The following is an 18,230-nucleotide window of genomic DNA, read 5'->3' as shown; positions in this document are numbered from 1 at the left end:
ACACGCCGGACCGGCTGCACCCGCCGGATCTCCGCGCGCACTAGGGTTGGCAGGTGACCGACGAACCACCCCTGCGCCGTCGGCCCACCGAAGAACTTCCGGGAAACGCACCCCAGCACCCGCAGTCGGCCCAGCCGCAGCCGGCGGGCGAGGGGGCCGACCCGGCCGACGGTGGGCCCGTTCCGCTGATCGCCCCGCGTGACGGCACCCCCGATCCGGTGGCCGCCCCGGCCGAGCTTGCCGAGGTCGTGGCCCGCTTCGCGGCGGGCACCGGCCCGGTCGCCCTGGACGCCGAACGGGCTTCCGGCTACCGCTACAGCCAGCGCGCGTACCTGGTGCAACTGCGCCGGGCCGGTGCGGGCACGGCGCTGATCGACCCGCTACCCCTGCCCGACCTCAGCGCGCTGGACGCGGTGATCGGTGAAGCCGAGTGGGTCCTCCACGCGGCCAGCCAGGATCTGCCCTGCCTGGCCGAGGTGGGGTTGCGTCCACGCCGTCTGTTCGACACCGAGCTTGCGGCTCGGCTGGCCGGCTTCGAACGCGTCGGGCTTGCCGCGCTCACCGAGCAGCTGCTCGGGTTCACCCTGGAGAAGCACCACTCGGCGGCCGACTGGTCGAGCCGACCGCTGCCCGAGTCGTGGTTGACGTACGCCGCCCTCGACGTGGAGCTGCTCACCGACCTGCGCGACGCGCTGGACGCCGAGTTGACCCGGCAGGGCAAGTCGGCCTGGGCCGCGGAGGAGTTCGCCGCGCTGGTCCGCACCGGGGCACGCCCGCCCCGGGTCCGGGCGGAGCCGTGGCGGCGTACCTCGGGCATCCACCGGCTGCGGGGGGCGCGGGCCCAGGCCCGGGTCCGCTCGATGTGGTACGCCCGGGACCAGATCGCGGCCCGGCGGGACGCCGCTCCCGGTCGGGTGTTGCCGGACTCGGCGATCATCGCCGCGGCCGAGCTGGACCCGAAGGACGAGAAGACCCTGCTGACCCTGCCCGGCTTCGGTGGTCGGTCGGTCCGTCGGCTGGCCCGCACCTGGCTCGCCGCGCTCGACGACGCCCGGCAGCTGCCGGAGGATTCCCTGCCGGTCTCGCCGGTCGTGGAGGGCCCGCCTCCGCCGCACCGGTGGGCCGAGCGGGACCCGGTGGCGGCCGGTCGGCTGGCCCGCTGCCGGGAGGTCGTGATCCGCATCGCCGGCGAGCACAACCTTCCGCCGGAAAACCTGATCACTCCCGATTCGGTCCGCCGGCTGGCCTGGACCCCGCCGGAGGAGATCACCGAGGAGTCGGTAGCGGAGACCCTGCGCGGCCTCAACGCCCGCGAGTGGCAGATCGGCCTCCTCACCCCCGACCTGACCGAAGCCCTGACCCCGAAAACCCCCACCCTCTCCTGATCCACCCCTCCCGCTGTTGATCATGAAGTTGTTGCCACACGCGCCGGCGTGTCTCGGCAACAACTTCATGACCGGAGTCGGGTGTGGGGTGGGCCACAGGCGGGGGTGGGGACGGGGTTGGTTACTGACGAGTAGCATTCGAGGGAAACGTGCCCGTGTCGGCGACCCTTGTTCGGTCCGGCGTGCCGCCCGGCGCGAAGGCCGAATCACGGTCGAATAGGAGGCTCAAGTGCCCCGTGAAGTTCGCGACGTCGTCTTCGTCGACGGCGTCCGTACCCCGTTCGGCAAGGCGGGTGGCATGTACGCCAACACCCGCGCCGACGACCTGGTGATCCGCTGCATCCGGGAACTGTTGCGTCGCAACCCGCAGCTGCCCCCGGAGCGGGTCGAGGAGGTCGCCATCGCGGCCACCACCCAGATCGGCGACCAGGGCCTCACCATCGGCCGCACCGCCGCCCTGCTGGCCGGGCTACCCAAGACCGTTCCCGGCTTCGCCATCGACCGGATGTGCGCGGGGGCGATGACCGCTGTCACCACAGTGGCCAGCGGCATCGCCATGGGCGCGTACGACATCGCCATCGCCGGTGGCGTCGAGCACATGGGCCGCCACCCGATGGGTGAGGGCGTCGACCCCAACCCGCGCATCATCGCGGAGAAGCTGGTCGACCCGTCCGCGCTGGTGATGGGCTCCACCGCGGAGAACCTGCACGACCTGGTCCCGCACATCACCAAGGCGCGCACCGACGCGTTCGCGCTGGCCTCGCAGCAGAAGACCGCCAAGGCGTACGCCAACGGCAAGCTCCAGGACGACCTGGTGCCGATGTCGATCCGCGACGCCGAGGGCGGTTGGGGTCTGGCCACTGTGGACGAGGCCCCGCGGGACACCTCGTTGGAGAAGCTGGGCACCCTGAAGACCCCGTTCCGCCCGCACGGCAAGGTCACCGCAGGCAACGCGGCCGGCCTGAACGACGGCGCCACCGCGAGTCTGCTGGCCGACGAGGCCACCGCCCGCGAGCTGGGCCTGCCGGTCGCCATGCGGCTGGTGTCGTTCGGCTTCGTCGGAGTCGAGCCGGAGGTGATGGGCGTCGGCCCGATCCCGTCGACGGAGAAGGCGCTGCGCCTCGCCGGGCTCAGCATCGACGACATCGGCCTGTTCGAGCTGAACGAGGCGTTCGCCGTGCAGGTGCTCGCCTTCCTCGACCACTTCGGCATCGCCGACGACGACGCGCGGGTCAACCCGTGGGGCGGTGCGATCGCCATCGGTCACCCGCTGGCCTCCTCCGGTGTGCGGCTGATGACGCAGCTGGCCCGCCAGTTCGCCGAGCACCCCGAGGTCCGGTACGGCCTCACGGCGATGTGCATCGGCATCGGCATGGGCGGCACTGTCATCTGGGAGAACCCGCACTGGGAGGGCGACAAGTGAAGGCACCGAACGAGGTCGTCACCCGGGCGCTGCTGCGCCAGGTGAACGTGCCGGGGCTGGACCGGCCCGCCGCCCTGATCACGCTGGACAACGGCTTCGACCACACCAAGCCGAACACCTTCGGCCCGGGTGGGCTGGCCAGCCTGGACGAGGCGATCACCGCCGCGCTCGCCGCCGACCCGGCGTTCATCGCGGTCACCGGCAAGCCGTACATCTTCTGCGTGGGCGCGGACATCGTCGGCCTGCCGCAGCTCGCCGACCGCGCGCAGGCGCTGGAGATCGGCCGGCTCGGCCACCGGGTCTTCGCCCGGCTCAAGGACAGCAGTGTCCCCACCTTCGCGTTCGTCAACGGCGCGGCGATGGGCGGTGGCCTGGAGCTGGCGCTGCACTGCCACTACCGGACGCTCTCCGGCGGCGCGGCGGCCCTCGCGCTGCCCGAGGTCTCCCTCGGACTGGTACCCGGCTGGGGCGGCACCCAGTTGCTGCCGAACCTGATCGGCATCCCCGCCGCGACCCAGGTGATCATCCAGAACCCGCTGATGCAGAACAAGATGCTCAAGCCGAAGCAGGCGGCCGAGCTGGGCATCGCGGACATCCTGTTGGAGCCGGCGGACTTCCTGGAGCGGTCCCTGGAGTGGGCTGCCGGCGTGGTCCGGGGCCAGGTCACAGTGACCCGACCCGAGGTCGACAAGGACATGTGGGCGGGCGTGCTCTACTTCGCCCGGGAGACGCTGAACCAGCGGCTGCACGGCGCGGTCCCGGCCGCGTACAAGGCGCTCGACCTGCTGGAGACGGCGAAGGACGGTGACTTCGCCGCCGGCACCGCCGCCGAGGACGAGGCCCTCGCGGACCTGGTCTTCTCCGAGGAGCTGCGCAGCGGCCTGTACGCGTTCGACCTGGTGCAGCGGCGGGCCAAGCGCCCGGCCGGCGCACCGGACAAGGGCCTGGCTCGCACGATCACCAAGGTCGGCATCGTCGGCGCGGGTCTGATGGCCAGCCAGCTGGCGCTGCTGTTCGCCCGACGCCTCCAGGTGCCAGTGGTGATGACCGACCTCGACCAGTCCCGGGTGGACAAGGGCGTCGGCTACGTGCACACCCAGATCGAGAAGGCGGTCACCAAGGGCCGGATGGACAAGGGCACCGCCGCCAAGCTGTACGGCCTGGTCAGCGGGACTGTCGACAAGAGCGCCTTCGCCGACGCGGACTTCGTCATCGAGGCGGTCTTCGAGGACCTGGGCGTCAAGAAGCAGGTCTGGGCCGAGTTGGAGAAGATCGTCTCTCCGGAGGCGGTGCTCGCCACCAACACCAGCTCGCTGTCGATCACCGAGATGGCCGCCGAGTTGGAGCACCCCGAGCGGGTGGTCGGCTTCCACTTCTTCAACCCGGTGGCGGTGCTGCCGCTGCTGGAGATCGTCCGGGGCGAACGCACCGACGACGTCACCCTGGCGACAGCGTTCGCGGTGGGCAAGCAGCTCAAGAAGTCGAGCGTGCTGGTCAAGGACGCTCCGGCGTTCGTGGTGAACCGGCTGCTCACCCGCTTCCTGGGCACCGTCTTCGCCGCCGTCGACGCCGGCACCCCGCTGGACGTGGCGAACAGCGCACTGGACCCACTGGGCCTGCCGATGCGTCCGCTCGCCCTGCTCCAGTTGGTCGGGCCGGCCGTCGCGTACCACGTGGGCGGCACCCTGCACGCCGCGTACCCGGACCGGTTCGGGGTCAGCGAGAACCTCAAGCGGATCGCCGACTCGGGTCGGCCGATCGTGGTTGACGACCAGGTCAACGAGGAGGTCGCCAAGCTGCTCGTGGTGGGTGACCAGCCGTTGACCGCCGAGCAGGTACGCCAGAACGCCCTCGACGCGCTCGCGCAGGAGATCCGGCTGATGCTGGACGAGGGTGTGGTCGCCGAGGCGCAGGACATCGACCTGTGCATGATCCTGGGTGCCGGTTGGCCGTTCCACCTGGGTGGCGTCACGCCGTACCTGGACCGGACCGGCACCTCCGAGCGGGTCACCGGCCAGCGGTTCCTGCCGCGTGGTGCGGCGAGCCTGCCAGCCTGACCGATCCCTGTACCACCGTCGCGGTGGTCGGACCGTCCCTCATGGGCGGACCGGCCACCGCGACCGTTTGTGATCAGTCGATCGCCGGCTGCGGGTTTCCGCCGGGGCAACGGCGCGCTTCGCACCGGGTTAGGATCACGCGTTTTGCACACCCATCTTGGAGCTGACTGATGTCCCAGCCGCCGGCCAATCCCTACGGCCCGCCGCACGATTCCCCCGACCCGTCGCAGCAGCCGGGCCAGCAGCCTGGCGGTTGGCCGCCGCCGCAGCAGCAGGGACAGCCGCAGCAGCCCGGTGGTTTCCCACCCGCGCAATCGGGCTTCCCGCCCGCGCAGCCTGGTTTCCCGCCCGCGCAGCCGGGGTTCCCGGCCGCGCAGCCGGGTCAGCCGTACGGTGACCCGAACCTGGCCGGCGGCCCTCCCCCGGCGAAGAAGTCGAACGTCGGCAAGATCGTGCTGATCGTGTTGGCCGCGGTGCTGGTGCTCTGCCTCGGTGGCGTGGCGATCACCTGGTTCGTCGTCAAGGACGACGTGGGCGCCGTCGTGGACGCCAGCAAGACCCGGGTGGTCGCGCCGGCCACCCTCGCCGGCCGGCCGAAGCTCACCAACCCGGAGCTCCTGACTGCCGCCGAGCAGGCGGTCAGTGGGATGAAGACGGCGGCGGGGAACGAGACGAGCACTGTCGCCGCCTTCTACGGCGACCCGACCAAGCAGGACCTCGTCATGATCGCGGCCGTGTCCGGGCTGCTGTCGGACCCGAAGAAGGAGCTCGACGCCTACGTGGACGGCCTGTCCAAGCAGCTGACGGTGGGCGAGATGACGGCCGTCGACGCCGGCCCGCTGGGCGGTGAGGCGCGCTGCGGCGACGGCAAGGCCGACACCGTGCCGCTGGGCATCTGCGTCTGGACCGACCGGGGCAGCCTGGGCATGGTGGTGATGTACTTCAAGTCCGCGGACCAGGCGAAGGCCGAGTTCACCGCGATCCGGGGCCAGGTCGAGCAGCAGTCCTGATCCGTACGAGACCGGGGCCCCGGCCACCCTCGGGTGGCCGGGGCCCCGCGCCGTACGTCGACGGTCAGGCCGGTTCGGAAACCGCTGCCGCAGCCCGCGCCGCTGCCGCGGCCGCCCGCTCGGCGGCGTTGCCGAGCACGCAGAACTCGTTGCCCTCCGGGTCGGCGAGCACCACCCAACCACCACCGGTCGGGCCGACGTGGTCGGCGAGGAGCGTCGCGCCGATGCCGAGCAGTCGCTCGACCTCCTCGGCCCGGGTCCGGTCGGCGGGTTGCAGGTCCAGGTGCAGCCGGTTCTTCACCGTCTTGCCCTCGGGCACCGCGATGAACAGCACCTCCGGGCCACCCGGCGGCAGGAGCATCGCCTCCGGGTCGCCGGGGAAGTCATCGGGCTGCCGTGGGCAGTCGAAGACCTGCGCCCAGAAGCCGGCGAGGGCGTACGTGGCGTGACAGTCGATGCTGATGTTGTGGATCGTCGAACTCATGCTTGGTCCTCCACAGTGGTGTCGATCCGCTCCCCGGCGCTGCGGACCACGCAGAACTCGTTCCCCTCCGGGTCGGCGAGAACCGCCCAGCCCGTCCCGTCGGTGCGCCGCCGGTCGACGACCATGCTGGCCCCGAGGCCGAGTACCCGGTCGACTTCCTCGTCGCGGGTCCGGTCGACCGGTTCCAGGCAGATGTGGACCCGGTTCTTCGTCACCTTGTCCTCGGGCACCGCTTGGAAGAACATGTTCGGCGTGGCACCGTCCGGCGGCAGCAGGGCAGCTTCCGGGTCACCCGGAACATCCTCCGGGAGCCGGGCGTAGCCGAGCACCGCCGACCAGAAGCCGGCCAGGGTGTACGTGTCGTGGCAGTCGAAACTGATGTTGCGGATCCGTGGATACACGGGTGGTCTCTCCATCTTTGGATGGGGACGCTCCGCCGCCGGGGGTCAGCCTGCGAGGACCCGGGGTGCGGAGCCTTGACTGATGGACATCAACGCACCCCCCCTTCACTCTCCGAGCTGACCCGGCGATCTTGCCATTGGCCGAGCGGGGCGCGCAACCCCGGTCAGCCGGCGGCGGGAACCGTTCCGGGCACGGCCGGAGCATCCGACGACGGCAGGGTGACCGTCACCTCCAGGCCACCGCCGGGCTGCGCGACCACCCGTACGGTGCCGCCGTGCGCGGTGCAGACCGCCCGGACGATGGACAGCCCCAGGCCGGAGCCACGGGCTCCGGTGCGTTCCCGGCCACCACGGCGGAACGGCTCGAACAGCCCTGGCACGTCGGCCTGGTCCACCTCGAAACCGGTGTTCCCCACCACCAGCCAGGATCGGTCACCGTCGGTGCCGGTACGCACCCAGAGCCGACCGTGCAGGTGGTTGTAGCGAACCGCGTTCTCGATCAGGTTTCCGGCCAGCCGGTCGAGCAGCCCCGGGTCACCGACGACCGGCGCGGACTCCAGGGACGTCTGCACCCGCAGGCCGATCCGTTCCACCTCGCGGCGCATCGCCGACAGTGCGTTGGCGGTGCCCGCGGCGAGGTCACACTCGGTACGCCGGCCCAGCTGCCGCCCGGCCTGCGCCTCGCTACGGGCCAGCACCAGCAGCGCGTCCACCAGGCCGTTGGCCCGCTCAGAGGCGTCGCGAACCACTGTCGCCATCCGGCGGTACTCGGCGGTGTCCGCGTCATCGTCGCTGAGCGTCACGTCGATCTCCGTCCGCATCACGGCGAGCGGGGTACGCAGCTCGTGCGAGGCGTTCGCCACGAAACGCTTCTGGGCCTCGAACGCGGACGCGATCCGGTCCAGCATGGCGTCGAACGTCTTGGCCAACTCGGCCACCTCGTCGTCGGCACCCGAGTAACCGATCCGCTGGTCCAGGGTCGCCTCACCGAGCCGCTGGGCGGTCGCCGTGACCTGGTGCAGTGGGCGCAGCGCCCGACCGGCCACCGCGTACGCGCCGGCCACCCCGACCACGCTGATCGCCAGCAGCGCGACCAGGCCCTTGGCCAGCAGCTCCCCGGAGGCGGCGTCGACCAACTGTCGCTGCCACTCGGCGGCGTCCATCTGCCGGCCGTCGGAGAGCAGCACGATCGTGCCGGGCACCAACTCGTCGGTGGGGCGCAACGCGTCGCGGACCAGCAGCCAGGCCAGCAACACCAGGATCGCTCCGGCCCCGATCAGCAGCACCCCGTTGAGCACTGTCAGCCGCAGCCGCAGGGTGGGTCGCAACCGGCGGCTCATGCGCCTACCTCGGCGGTGCGATAGCCCGCCCCGACCACCGTCTCGATCAACGGCGGGTCACCGAGCTTCTTGCGCAGCGTCATCACGGTGACCCGGACGATGGTGGTGAACGGGTCGGTGTTCGCGTCCCAGACCCGTTCCAGCAGCTCCTCACTGGAGACCACCGCGCCACGCGCCTTGAGTAGCTCGCAGAGCACCCCGAACTCCTTGTTCGTGAGGTCCACCGGCACCCCGGCACGGGTGGCCACCCGGCGGGCCGGGTCGAGCACCAGGTCGGCCAGTTCGAGCACCGGAGGCGCGGCCGGGGTGGCCCGCCGGCCCAGCGCCTGCACCCGGGCGACCAACTCGTCGAAGGCGAACGGTTTGGGCAGGTAGTCGTCCGCGCCGAGCTGCAACCCCTCCACCCGGTCGGCGACGGTGCCGCTGGCGGTGAGCATCAGCACCCGGGTCAACGCGCCGGAGGCCGCCAGGTCGGCGCAGATCTGGTCACCGTGCACACCCGGCAGGTCGCGGTCGAGCACCACCACGTCGTACCGGGTGACGAACGCCGCCTCGTGGCCGGCGTCGCCGTCGTACGCCACGTCGACAGCCATCCCCCGCTTGCGCAACCCGCGTGCGATCGCGTCGGCGAGGTTGCGCTCGTCCTCGACCACCAGTACCCGCATCCCGGCCTCCTCGCTGCTGACCACCGACAACCTAGTGCCGGCCGGCAACCATCGTCCCTCGCCGTCCGCGCCGGCCGGCGTTGCGGGCCACCGCGGCGTACGCGATGCTGGCCGGCGGCACCGAACGACGGACGGACTGGCATGACCACTGCGGCACCACCCACCCGGCGCGACATCGCCTACCGGGGTTTCCACCTGCCGGCCGACACCACCAGCGGCAGCGGCGACGGCCTGCTCGCCAGCGGCCGAGGGCTCGCCCTCGACGGCGTCGCCGAACGGGGCACCTGGACGTCGCCGCCGGTACCTGTCGGCTTCGCCGTCGCCGAGGTGGTGCCGTCCTGGACGGCCGACACCCCGGACGGCTGCTGGATCGAGGTCGACCTGCGCGGTTGGCACGACGACGCGCCCCGCACCGACTGGTACCGGCTGGCCCGCTGGGCCGCCGGCGACCACACGGTACGGCGCACCTCGCTGCCCGGACAGCGCGACAGTGCCGCCCGGGTCGACACCGACACCCTGATCGTGACCGGAGCGACGGTCACCGGTTGGCAGGCGCGGGTGACCTTGTGCCGGCCCGCCGGCAGCCCGACCGGCCCGGTGCTGCGCAGCATCGGCGCGGTCGCCACCGGCCCCACGACGGCCGACCACTGGTACGCGGGGAAGCCCGTCCCGTCCGCTGCCTGGGGTCGGGTGCTGGACGTGCCCCGCTACTCGCAGCGGCTGCACGCCGGCCAGTACCCGCAGTGGGGTGGTGGCGGCGACTCCTGGTGCAGCCCCACCTGCACCTCGATGGTGCTCGCCTACTGGGGCGCCGAGCCGACGCCGGACCGCTACGCCTGGGTGGAGCCGTCCGGTCCGCGTCCGGTGGTGGTGCACGCCGCCCGGCACTGCTACGACCACGCGTACGCCGGGGCCGGCAACTGGCCGTTCAACACCGCGTACGCCGGTCTGCACGGGGTGGACGCGTTCGTCACCCGACTGCGGTCGCTGGTCGAGGCGGAGGCGTTCGTCGCCGCCGGCATCCCCCTGATCGTCTCCGCCGCGTTCCGGGCCGACGAGGTGCCGGGGCTCGGGTACGACACCGGAGGGCACCTGATGGTGCTGGTCGGCTTCACCGCCGACGGCGACCCCGTGCTCAACGACCCGTACGCCCCGGACGACGACGCGGTCCGTCGCACAGTGCCCCGACACGGGTTCGAGGCGGTCTGGCAGCGCGGCAGCGGCGGGGTGGCGTACGTGCTGCGACCCGCGTCGGTGCCGCTGCCCCCGCCGCCCACCCAGGCGAACTGGTGATCAGTCCCTGAGTTTCCAGAGCTGGTACGAGCCGGTTGTGGTGGCAATGCACACCAGGTAGCCGGTGACCGCCTGACACCCCCCGGTGACATCGGGCAGCACGTCCACGATGTGCACCTTTCCGGCGGCGATGTCCAGCTCGCCGACGAGCACCCCTCCGTCGGGATGCCGGCGTATGCCGACCAGCCGGCCGCCGACACCGAGTTGGTACAGCTCCCACCGGCCCAGGTCGGCCAGTTGCTTGCCGGTCAGCGCATCGAGCACGACGTACTGCTCCGACGGACCGACGCCGCTGAGGTTGGCCATCAGCCGGTCGCCGCTTGGCCAGGCCCACCCCCACTGGCTGCTGCGCCAGCGCACCTCGCCGGTTGCCGGGTCGAGCGCCTGCAGTTCGTTGTTGCCGGTGCGCAGACACAGGACGGGGCCACAGTCCAGCGCGAAGTCGATGTGCACCCTGGCGCGGGTCCAGCGGGGCTTGAGCTGGTCCAGCTCGTACGCGGTGACAGTGCCCGAGCCTCTGTCGATGGACAGCAGCAGGTCCTTGGTCAGGTCCAGTCCGATCCGACCGCCGTCGGGTGGGCGCAGGTCGGCGCGGGCCAGCACCGCGCCCGTGATCGCGTCGCGTACCTCTACCGGCCCGTCCAACTGGTTGAGCACCACCCGGTCCACCCCGAGCCCGGTGTCCCGCACCCTCATGTCGGGGCTCAGGCCGGAGAGCTGCCAGCGTACGGTGCCGCAGCACGGATCCACAGCGCGCAGACTGGACGGTACGGTCTCACCGCCGCTGCGCAGCAGCAGGTTGCCGTCGGTCAGCTTGGAGACGGTGCCCGGCTGCTGCCACCGGTACGCCCCGGTCGCCCGGTCCAGTGCGACGGTGAGTGTGTCCCGACCCTCCGGGCCGATCTCGTACCCGGTGGCCAACAGCATCCCGGCCAGCGGAATCATCCCCCAGTACCGGGCCTGCGCCGGCAGCGGCGCCTGCCAGACGGGCTCGCCGTCGGGCAGCCGGTACGCGGCCAGCCGCGCCTGCCGCATGTCGGTGCTGGCCGGCTCCATGACCAGGAGGAGGTCACCATCGATCATGACGTCGGACCCGGGTCGGCCCGGCAGCGTCACGGGGGCCGGGCGGGGCGATGCGACGGCGGAGGCGGCGAGCGTGACCAGCGCGAGCACCACGACCAGCGCGCAACGCAGCGGGCGGCCGTGGGCGCGAGGTGGGCGGGGCATCGACTCCGGGTTCCTGTCGTCCCGCAGCTCGCCGAGGTCGATCACCGAGTCGGTCACCGCGTCAACCTCCACAGAGCGGTCGTGCCGTCGAGGCGCTGGCAGAGCAGGACCGGCAGGGACGCCTGGCAACTGCCCGCGATGCCCGGCAGCACGTCGACGATCCGCGTTCGGCCGGCCACCAGGTCCAGTTCGGCGACGACCATCCGACCGTCGTCACCCCGCCGCACACCGACCAGCGGATCGTCCGGCCGCAGCACCGGCATCAGACTCCACGCGCCCAGTTCGGTCCGTACCTGCCCGGTGGCCGCGTCCCGCACCGCGTACCCCTGGCCGGGCCTGGCCATCAGTAGCCGACCGTACCGGACGTCCGCCAGGACGTCCTGGCCCGGTTCCGACCACCGCACCGATCCGGTGGCCGGGTCGAGCACCTGGACGCCGCCGGTCTGCGGTACCGCGCAGAGCAGACCACCGCATTCGAGCACATGCGACACCAGCGTCACCTCCGCCGTCCACAGTGGCTCCAACTCGGACAGCCCGAAGCTCACCAGCCGGGTGCTGCCCGGCGGGACGAGCAGCAGCAGGTCGTCGACGATCTGCACCCGTTGGTACGCCGACCGGTCACCGGGCAGCGTGTCGATGCTGCGCAGCAGCTGGCCGGTGCCGGCGTCGTACACCTGCACCTCACCGGTCGGTTGCAGGAGCACAAACCGGTCGACCTGCCCCTCGGGAGTGAGGTGGTAGGTGGGGCTGGCGGCCGGCGGAAGCGGCACCGACCAGAGCACCAGGCCGGTGTCGGGCTCAACCCCGCTCATCGCGCCCGACCCGTCCTCGCGGCCATTGGTCACCAGCAGGCCACCGCCGGGCGTCGGCTGGGGAGCACCGGGATGCTGCCAGCGTTGCCGGCCCGTCGCGGTGTCGAAGGCGGTGGTCTGGAACAGCCGGTTGGGGGCGTTGACCGCCAACGCCAGCACCAGGCCCCGTTCGACCCGGACGTCGAGGTAGTTACCGGTGCGGGCCAGCGGCGCCTGCCACCGCCGCCGCACCCCAGCGCCGGTCGGTGCCGGCTGGGCGTACGCGGTCAGGTACCGGTCCCCGCCGGGTGTCGGCGGATCGACAACGAAGACGCCGTCTCCGGCCAGGTACGCGGTGGCCGTCCGCGACGCCGGCACCACGCTCACCGTTCGCTGCGTTGGTGGCGCGGCACCGGCCAGCACCACCAGGCTGAGCAACAGCACAGTCGCGCTGCGCAGCGGGCGACCAGCGGCGCGCGGGCGGCGAACCGGAGGTGCCGAGGCGGCCTCGTCCCGGATCTCGCCCAGCTCGATGATCGACAAGGACCGTCCTTCCGTCACCAGGTAAGGCTGGCCGACGGGTGACCCGCCCGGCAAACCGACCGTCAGCGCACCGGCCCGGCAAAAGTGACGGAACCCCGCCTGTACGATGGCGCGTCGTGGCTGTGCCGGTGGTAGACCCTTCGCTGAATCCCGTGACCGACGTCGACCCGGCCGAGGCCGAGTCGACACGACGGCCTCGACGCCGTCCGGCCCGAGCCGACCTGTTGGCCCTCGGAGCCTATGTGCTGCTGGGCGTGTTCGTCTGCCTCAACTACTGGGGTGACGTCAACGGCCGGGTCTCCTCGCACCTGCCCACCGATCACAGTTGGTTCGAGTGGCTGTTCGCGCACGGCGAGTACTCGGTGCGGCACCTGGAGAACCCGCTGTTCACGGCCCGTCAGAACGCCCCGGACGGGGTGAACATGATGGCCAACACCTCGCTGCTCGGGGTGACCCTGCCGCTGGCTCCGCTGACGATGCTGCTCGGCCCTCAGGTGATGTACGCGCTCTACCTGGGCGCGGCGCTGGCGGCTACCGCCGGCACCGGCTACTGGATGCTCTCCCGCCACCTGGTGCGCTCCCGTGCGGCGGCGTTCGTCGGCGGCGCGTTCCTCGGCTTCGCGCCGGGAATCATCCACCACGCCAACGGCCAACCGAACTTCGTTTCCAACTTCCTGCTCCCGCTGATCGTGGTGCGGGTGCTGACCCTGGGTGAGCCGGGCCGGTGGCGCCGCAACGGGCTCGTGCTCGGTGCGCTGGTGGCGTACCAGATCTTCATCAACGAGGAGATGCTGCTGCTCACCGCGCTGGCCTGCCTGGTCATCGTGCTGGCATACGCCGTGCAGCGGCCTCGGGCCACCCGGGCCGCCGCCGGCACGTTCCTGGCCGGGCTCGGCGTCGCCGGCGGGCTGGCCCTTGTGCTCACCGCGTACCCGATCTGGTTCCAGTTCAACGGCCCGCAGTCCTACCGGGGCCTGCAGGGCGGCGTCTTCCACAACTGGGGCGAGGACCTGGTCGCCTTCGTCACCTTCGCCCGGGACACCTGGGCCGGTGACCCGGCCGTGGAGAAGACGATCGGTCTGACCGAGCAGAACACCTGGTTCGGTTGGCCGCTGGTGCTGCTCTCGGTGGTGGCTCTGGTGCTGCTCGTACGCCGCTCGCTGGCCGCCCGGATCGCCGCGGTGCTCATCGTGGTGTTCAGCGTGGCCGCGATCGGGCCGTGGGTGCGCTTCAACGGTGTGGAGACCGGTGTGCGCGGCCCTTGGTCGTACGTGTCGGACGACCTGCCGCTGGTCGAGATGATGATGCCGACCCGGTTGACGCTGGTGGTCGCCGCCGCGGTGGGCGTACTGCTCGCGTTGACCTGGGACGCCGCGCACCGCCAGGGGCGCCCGGCGGCCGACCGGCCGCGGGTGCCGGCCCAGCGCTCCGCCGAAGGGGCCCCGGCTGTGTCCCCCGAGCCCGCCAAGCCCACCGGCCCGGTCGCGTCGCGCCGTCGGTGGCTGCGCCCGGTGGGGTACGCGGCGGTCGCCCTCGCCGTGCTGCCGCTCTTCCCCCGCCCACTGCCCGCCCAGCAGATCGACCCACCGCCGCACTTCATCACCGCGGGCGGCTGGCGGCCGTACGTGCCGGCGGGTCGAACCCTGGTGCCGGTGCCGATCCCGAGCAACGTGCACGGTCTGCCGACGCTGCGGTGGAGTGCGCTGACCGGGCAGGAGTTCCCCGTTCCGGGCGGCTACTTCATCGGCCCGAACGAGCTGGGTGAGGGGGTCTTCGGTGCGCCGAACCGACCGACCAGCTCCCTCATCTACTCCACCATGGACAGCGGCACCGTTCCGGCGCTGACCGACGAGAACCGCCGCCAAATTGTCGAGGACCTGCGGTTCTGGCGGGCGTCGGTGGTGGTGCTCGGGGCGCACCCCCGCGAGGCGGTGCTCCGTGAGCTGGTCACCGCCCTGCTCGGGCCACCGCAGCGGGTCGACGACGTCTGGGTGTGGGACGTGCGCGCCCTGGTGGGTTAGTCAGCCGACCCGGTCCCGGACGTCCCACAACCATCCGCCGTCGACCGGTCGGCCCGGGCCGAGCAGGTCGTCGACCGTTCGGCGGACCGGGTCACCGTGCTCCAGGTGCCCGAGTACGACCACCGCGGCACGCCAGTGCCGCAGGTCCTCGACGGCCTGGCGGCGGTCGGCGTCGGTGAGCACCGGCACCGCGCCGGTCTCGGCCACCTGCCGCAGCAGCACCGACGTGGGCCGGTCCGGCGCGCCCCAGCGGGCCGCCGGGTCGTCCGGGCCGCTGGGGCCGATGAAGTAGCCGCCCGGCGCGGCGAACCCCAGAGCGGTACGGGCGGACCAGAGCATCACCGGGCTGCGCCCGGCACCGGTGACCGGGGGCACCGCGACCACCGTCCGGCCCGGCGGCACCAGCGGACGCCAGCCACCGGTGGCGAGAAACGCCGGCACCGGCGCGACCGGCACCACGCGGATCGGCGTCGGAATCAGGGGCAGCAACGCGGCGGCGACCGCGCCGGCCCACAGCAGCCGCACCGGTAGGCCCGGCGCCACGTTCGGCCCGCGCGCGGCCCGGACCCGGTCCAGGGACAGGGCCACCAGCACACCCAGCACCGGTACGCAGACCAGCGCGAACCGGGCCGGCACCGCGAGATCGAGCAACGGCAGCCCGCTGACCAGCCGGTACGGCCCCGGAATGCCGGTGGCCTCACCGTCCACCCGCAGCTCGTCGCCGAGCGAGAGCAGGGCGAAGACCACGCCGCAGGCGGCCAGTGCCCGGACCAGCGGTCGTCGCCACTGCCAGATCACGATCACCACGGCGAGCACCAGCAGGCCCGGGCCGAAGAACGAGTTCTCCTCGGTCGGATTCGGCGAGAGCAACCCCGGCAGCCAGTCGTCACCCAGCACCGTCTGCCGGGCCGACGCGGTGAACGAGGCGACGTCCAGTTGGAAGCCCTGCGTGGCGAACGCCATCCCGGAGTAGTGCTGCGGGCCGTGGAACTGGAACCACAGCGGGTACGCCAGCGGCACCGCCGCCACGCCGGCCGCCACCGCGAGTCGGCCGAAGAGGGCCGGCGCCAGCCGCCGTGCGGCCACCCGGTCGGCGAGCGCGTAACCCAGCGCGAAGACGCCGGCCGCGAGCACCAGGAAGACCAGCACCTCCTCGCCGATGAAGACCTGCCAGACGAGCAGCAGCCCCAGGCCGACGCCGGGCCGCCACACGCCGTGTCGCGTCGTCTCCGAGGCGGGGCGGAACACCAGGGCGAGGATCGCGGGCACCAGGAACTGGGCGGCGATGTGCAGGTGCGCGCCCGCCTGAGCGATCATGCCCGGGGCGAAGCCACAGATCAGCCCACCCACCGCGGCCGGGGCCCGGGCGCCGACCAGCCGGCGACGCAGCAGCACGTACCAGGCGACGGCGGTCCCGGCGAGGCAGCAGACGACCGCCACGCAGAACGCCACCTGCGAGCCGAAGAGCAGGGTGACCGGGGTGAGCGGGACACCCAGGCCGAGCACCGAGGTGTTCGCCATCAGGTTGACCCCGTCGGGCGCGTTCAACCCGGTACTGAAAAGCGGGTTCTCCCCCTCCACCACGGCATGCGCCGCGTGGGCCAGCATCCACTCGAAGAGGATCTGGTCACCCGCCTGGTGGAACAGCTGCCACGGGCGGCCCCACTGCTCGCTGGTCACCAGCACCGCGAGGCCCAGATAGCCGGCCACCACCAGCGCGTCCCGCAGCCAGGCCGGACGGGACGTGCCGCCCGTCGCCGGCAACGAGGTGTTCGGGGACGTCGTCCCGGTGGCCATCAGACCGAACGGTCGGTGAGCGTCCGGACGTCCCAGACCCAGACATCCAACTCCTGGCGGCCCGGGCCGACCAGCTCCTCGACCGTACGTCGCAGTGGCTCGGCGTTCTGCTGCCGCACGGGCAGCACCAGGATCGCCGCCCGCCAGTGCCGCAGTTCGTCGGCGAAGCGCCGACGCTGCCGGTCGTCCAGCTTGGGCGTACGGCCGGTGGTCGCCACCTCCTCCAGCATCTGACCCACCCCGCTGGGACGACCGCCGAACCGGCCCGCGTCACCGGTGTTGCCGTTGCGGGGCGCGAGGAAGTAACCGCCGGGGATCTTGAAGTCGAGGTTGGTGGCCGCGGCCCAGCGCATGCCGTGCGTGTTGCCCATGCTGGGCACCGGGATCGGCACCAGCGTCTGGTCCGGGCCGACGTAAGCCCGCCACCGGTCCGCAGTGATGAAGTCCGGCACCGGCGGCCGGGAGACCATCCGCAGCGGCATCGGTGCGATCGGCAGCAGCGCGAAGGCCAGGCCCGCGGCGGTGAGCACGTGGACGGTACGGCGGTCGGCCGGGCGTAGCGCCCAGGCCCGCTCGACGGCGAGCGCCAGCAGCAGGCCGATCACCACGCTGGTGATGAGCCCGAACCGGGTCGGCACCACCGCGTCCAGCAGCGGCAGGTGGACCAACCACTGCCACGGCCCGGTGATCAGCTCGCGGTCCCACCAGGAGACCCGCTCGCCGAGGGAGAGCACGGCGAAGAACACGCCGGTCACCGCGAGCGCCCGAACGATCAACTCCCGGCGCAGCCAGACCACGATGCCGATGGCCAGCATCGACAGGCTCCAGCCGAAGAAGGCGTTCTCCTCCGAGTAGTTCGGCGCCAGGTTGATGTTGGCCCGCTGGTTGCCGCCGAGGGTGGGCGAGCCCGGGGCGAAGAAGGCGGCGATGTCGTTGCCATAGTCCTTCACCGCGTCGCTGAGCCCGTGGTAGGCCATCGGCCCGGCGAACTGCACGTAGAGCGGGTACGCCAGCAGCGCCCCGGCCAGCAGCGCGCAGGTCACCACGCCGACGCCCAGGGGTCGCCACGCCGCCTGCCACCGGGCCGGCTCCTGGGCCAGCACCGCCAGCAGGAAGACGCCGCAGGCCAGCGCCGTGAAGAGCAGGATCTCCTCGTTGATGAACGCCTGCGCGGTGACCAGCAGGGCGAGCAGGGCCCCGTCCCGAACCGGTTTTCCGGAGCGGGTGAGGACCAGCACCCGCCACACGATGAACGGCAGCAGGAACTGGCTGATGATGTTCGGGTGCCAACTGGCGTGCGAGAGCATCGCGGGCGAGAACCCGCAGAACCAGCCGCCGACCGCTGCCGCGAGCGGGGTACGCACCAGGTGGCGGGAGAGCATCAGGTACCAGGCCATGGCGGTGCCGGCGAGACCGAGCGTGACCAGCACCACGAAGGAGACCGCCGGCCCGAAGAGCAGCGTCACCGGGACCATCGGGATGCCCAGCGCCAGCACGGCCGTGTTGGCCATCAGGTTGACGCCGTCCGGGTAGTTGAACTGCTCGGTGTAGAACGGGTACTCGCCGTGCAGCACCACGCGTACCGAGTGGGCGAGGAAGAACTGCACCTGCGCCGGGTCACCGGTGTAGAGCGAGGCCACCCGACCGGACGGGTCCAACCAGATCCGGCTGGTCACCCAGAGTGCGGCGAGCAGGAACAGCCCGCCCACCGCCAGGTGCTGCCGACGCCGAGTCCACCGACGCCACCAAGCCCGCGTCGGCACCGCGCTCTCGGCCGGCGTTTCGGACTCGGC

At 72.0% G+C, this 18,230-nt stretch carries 14 protein-coding genes; 6 read left to right on the top strand and 8 right to left on the bottom strand.

Features of this window, described 5'->3' with window-relative positions; genetic code table 11:
- Positions 1-53: 53 nt before the first annotated feature.
- The 4 genes from GUI43_RS18190 to GUI43_RS18175 all read left to right on the top strand — a co-directional run bounded on the left by GUI43_RS18190 (position 54) and on the right by GUI43_RS18175 (position 5,875).
- A complete protein-coding gene (locus GUI43_RS18190; protein ID WP_112584924.1) occupies positions 54-1,385 on the top strand; it encodes a ribonuclease D in 1,332 nt (443 codons plus the stop codon).
- 229 nt (positions 1,386-1,614) lie between these two features.
- On the top strand, positions 1,615-2,808 hold the full coding sequence (locus GUI43_RS18185; RefSeq protein ID WP_112584922.1) for a thiolase family protein: 1,194 nt from the start codon (positions 1,615-1,617) through the stop codon (positions 2,806-2,808).
- Positions 2,805-4,865 carry a 3-hydroxyacyl-CoA dehydrogenase NAD-binding domain-containing protein gene (locus GUI43_RS18180; RefSeq protein WP_112584920.1) on the top strand — a complete coding sequence of 687 codons (2,061 nt, stop codon included), beginning with the start codon at positions 2,805-2,807 and terminating at the stop codon, positions 4,863-4,865. Before GUI43_RS18185 ends, GUI43_RS18180 begins: the two co-directional genes overlap by 4 nt.
- A gap of 170 nt (positions 4,866-5,035) precedes the next feature.
- Positions 5,036-5,875 carry a flagellar basal body-associated FliL family protein gene (locus GUI43_RS18175; protein ID WP_112584918.1) on the top strand — a complete coding sequence of 280 codons (840 nt, stop codon included), beginning with the start codon at positions 5,036-5,038 and terminating at the stop codon, positions 5,873-5,875.
- 64 nt (positions 5,876-5,939) lie between these two features.
- Here GUI43_RS18175 and GUI43_RS18170 read toward each other — a convergent pair whose 3' ends face one another.
- The 4 genes from GUI43_RS18170 to GUI43_RS18155 form a co-directional block, all read right to left on the bottom strand.
- The gene (locus tag GUI43_RS18170) at positions 5,940-6,359 is read right to left on the bottom strand and encodes a VOC family protein (protein ID WP_112699334.1); all 420 of its coding nucleotides are present in this window, start codon (positions 6,357-6,359) and stop codon (positions 5,940-5,942) included.
- Entirely contained in the window at positions 6,356-6,775 is a 420-nt protein-coding gene (locus GUI43_RS18165; RefSeq protein ID WP_167457708.1) for a VOC family protein, read from the bottom strand. The genes GUI43_RS18170 and GUI43_RS18165 overlap by 4 nt, the downstream gene beginning before the upstream one ends.
- Before the next feature lie 149 nt (positions 6,776-6,924).
- On the bottom strand, positions 6,925-8,100 hold the full coding sequence (locus GUI43_RS18160; RefSeq protein ID WP_112586770.1) for a sensor histidine kinase: 1,176 nt from the start codon (positions 8,098-8,100) through the stop codon (positions 6,925-6,927).
- Entirely contained in the window at positions 8,097-8,765 is a 669-nt protein-coding gene (locus tag GUI43_RS18155) for a response regulator transcription factor (protein WP_112586810.1), read from the bottom strand. Before GUI43_RS18155 ends, GUI43_RS18160 begins: the two co-directional genes overlap by 4 nt.
- Positions 8,766-8,906: 141 nt before the next feature.
- Here GUI43_RS18155 and GUI43_RS18150 point away from each other — a divergent pair, with 141 nt between their 5' ends.
- Positions 8,907-10,058: a C39 family peptidase gene (locus GUI43_RS18150; protein WP_112586768.1), complete on the top strand. Its 1,152-nt coding sequence runs from the start codon at positions 8,907-8,909 to the stop codon at positions 10,056-10,058.
- On the opposite strand, the gene GUI43_RS18145 is transcribed toward GUI43_RS18150, so the two are convergent.
- Entirely contained in the window at positions 10,059-11,342 is a 1,284-nt protein-coding gene (locus GUI43_RS18145; RefSeq protein ID WP_146765923.1) for an outer membrane protein assembly factor BamB family protein, read from the bottom strand.
- Positions 11,339-12,619, bottom strand: coding sequence for an outer membrane protein assembly factor BamB family protein (locus GUI43_RS18140; RefSeq protein WP_170158750.1), 1,281 nt, complete (start codon positions 12,617-12,619; stop codon positions 11,339-11,341). The genes GUI43_RS18145 and GUI43_RS18140 overlap by 4 nt, the downstream gene beginning before the upstream one ends.
- Positions 12,620-12,747: 128 nt before the next feature.
- Between GUI43_RS18140 and GUI43_RS18135 the strand changes: the two genes are divergently transcribed.
- Positions 12,748-14,640: a DUF6311 domain-containing protein gene (locus tag GUI43_RS18135; RefSeq protein WP_181562574.1), complete on the top strand. Its 1,893-nt coding sequence runs from the start codon at positions 12,748-12,750 to the stop codon at positions 14,638-14,640.
- Here GUI43_RS18135 and GUI43_RS18130 read toward each other — a convergent pair whose 3' ends face one another.
- Positions 14,641-16,437: a DUF6311 domain-containing protein gene (locus GUI43_RS18130; RefSeq protein ID WP_112699331.1), complete on the bottom strand. Its 1,797-nt coding sequence runs from the start codon at positions 16,435-16,437 to the stop codon at positions 14,641-14,643.
- Positions 16,437-18,200, bottom strand: a complete 1,764-nt coding sequence (locus GUI43_RS18125) for a DUF6311 domain-containing protein (RefSeq protein WP_249037781.1) — start codon at positions 18,198-18,200, stop codon at positions 16,437-16,439. Before GUI43_RS18125 ends, GUI43_RS18130 begins: the two co-directional genes overlap by 1 nt.
- Between the last annotated feature and the right edge of the window lie 30 nt (positions 18,201-18,230).

The organism is Micromonospora noduli (assembly GCF_003264365.1).
GTDB lineage: Bacteria > Actinomycetota > Actinomycetes > Mycobacteriales > Micromonosporaceae > Micromonospora > Micromonospora noduli.
Note: the sequence above shows the minus strand (reverse complement) of the source record. Positions and strands in the feature narration are given on the sequence as shown.

Coding starts and splice junctions, on each gene's coding strand:
- GUI43_RS18175 (WP_112584918.1), top strand. CDS start 5,036: ATGTCCCAGCCGCCGGCCAATCCCTACGGCCCGCCGCACGATTCCCCC.
- GUI43_RS18170 (WP_112699334.1), bottom strand. CDS start 6,359: ATGAGTTCGACGATCCACAACATCAGCATCGACTGTCACGCCACGTAC.
- GUI43_RS18165 (WP_167457708.1), bottom strand. CDS start 6,775: ATGGAGAGACCACCCGTGTATCCACGGATCCGCAACATCAGTTTCGAC.
- GUI43_RS18160 (WP_112586770.1), bottom strand. CDS start 8,100: ATGAGCCGCCGGTTGCGACCCACCCTGCGGCTGCGGCTGACAGTGCTC.
- GUI43_RS18155 (WP_112586810.1), bottom strand. CDS start 8,765: ATGCGGGTACTGGTGGTCGAGGACGAGCGCAACCTCGCCGACGCGATC.
- GUI43_RS18150 (WP_112586768.1), top strand. CDS start 8,907: ATGACCACTGCGGCACCACCCACCCGGCGCGACATCGCCTACCGGGGT.
- GUI43_RS18130 (WP_112699331.1), bottom strand. CDS start 16,437: ATGGCCACCGGGACGACGTCCCCGAACACCTCGTTGCCGGCGACGGGC.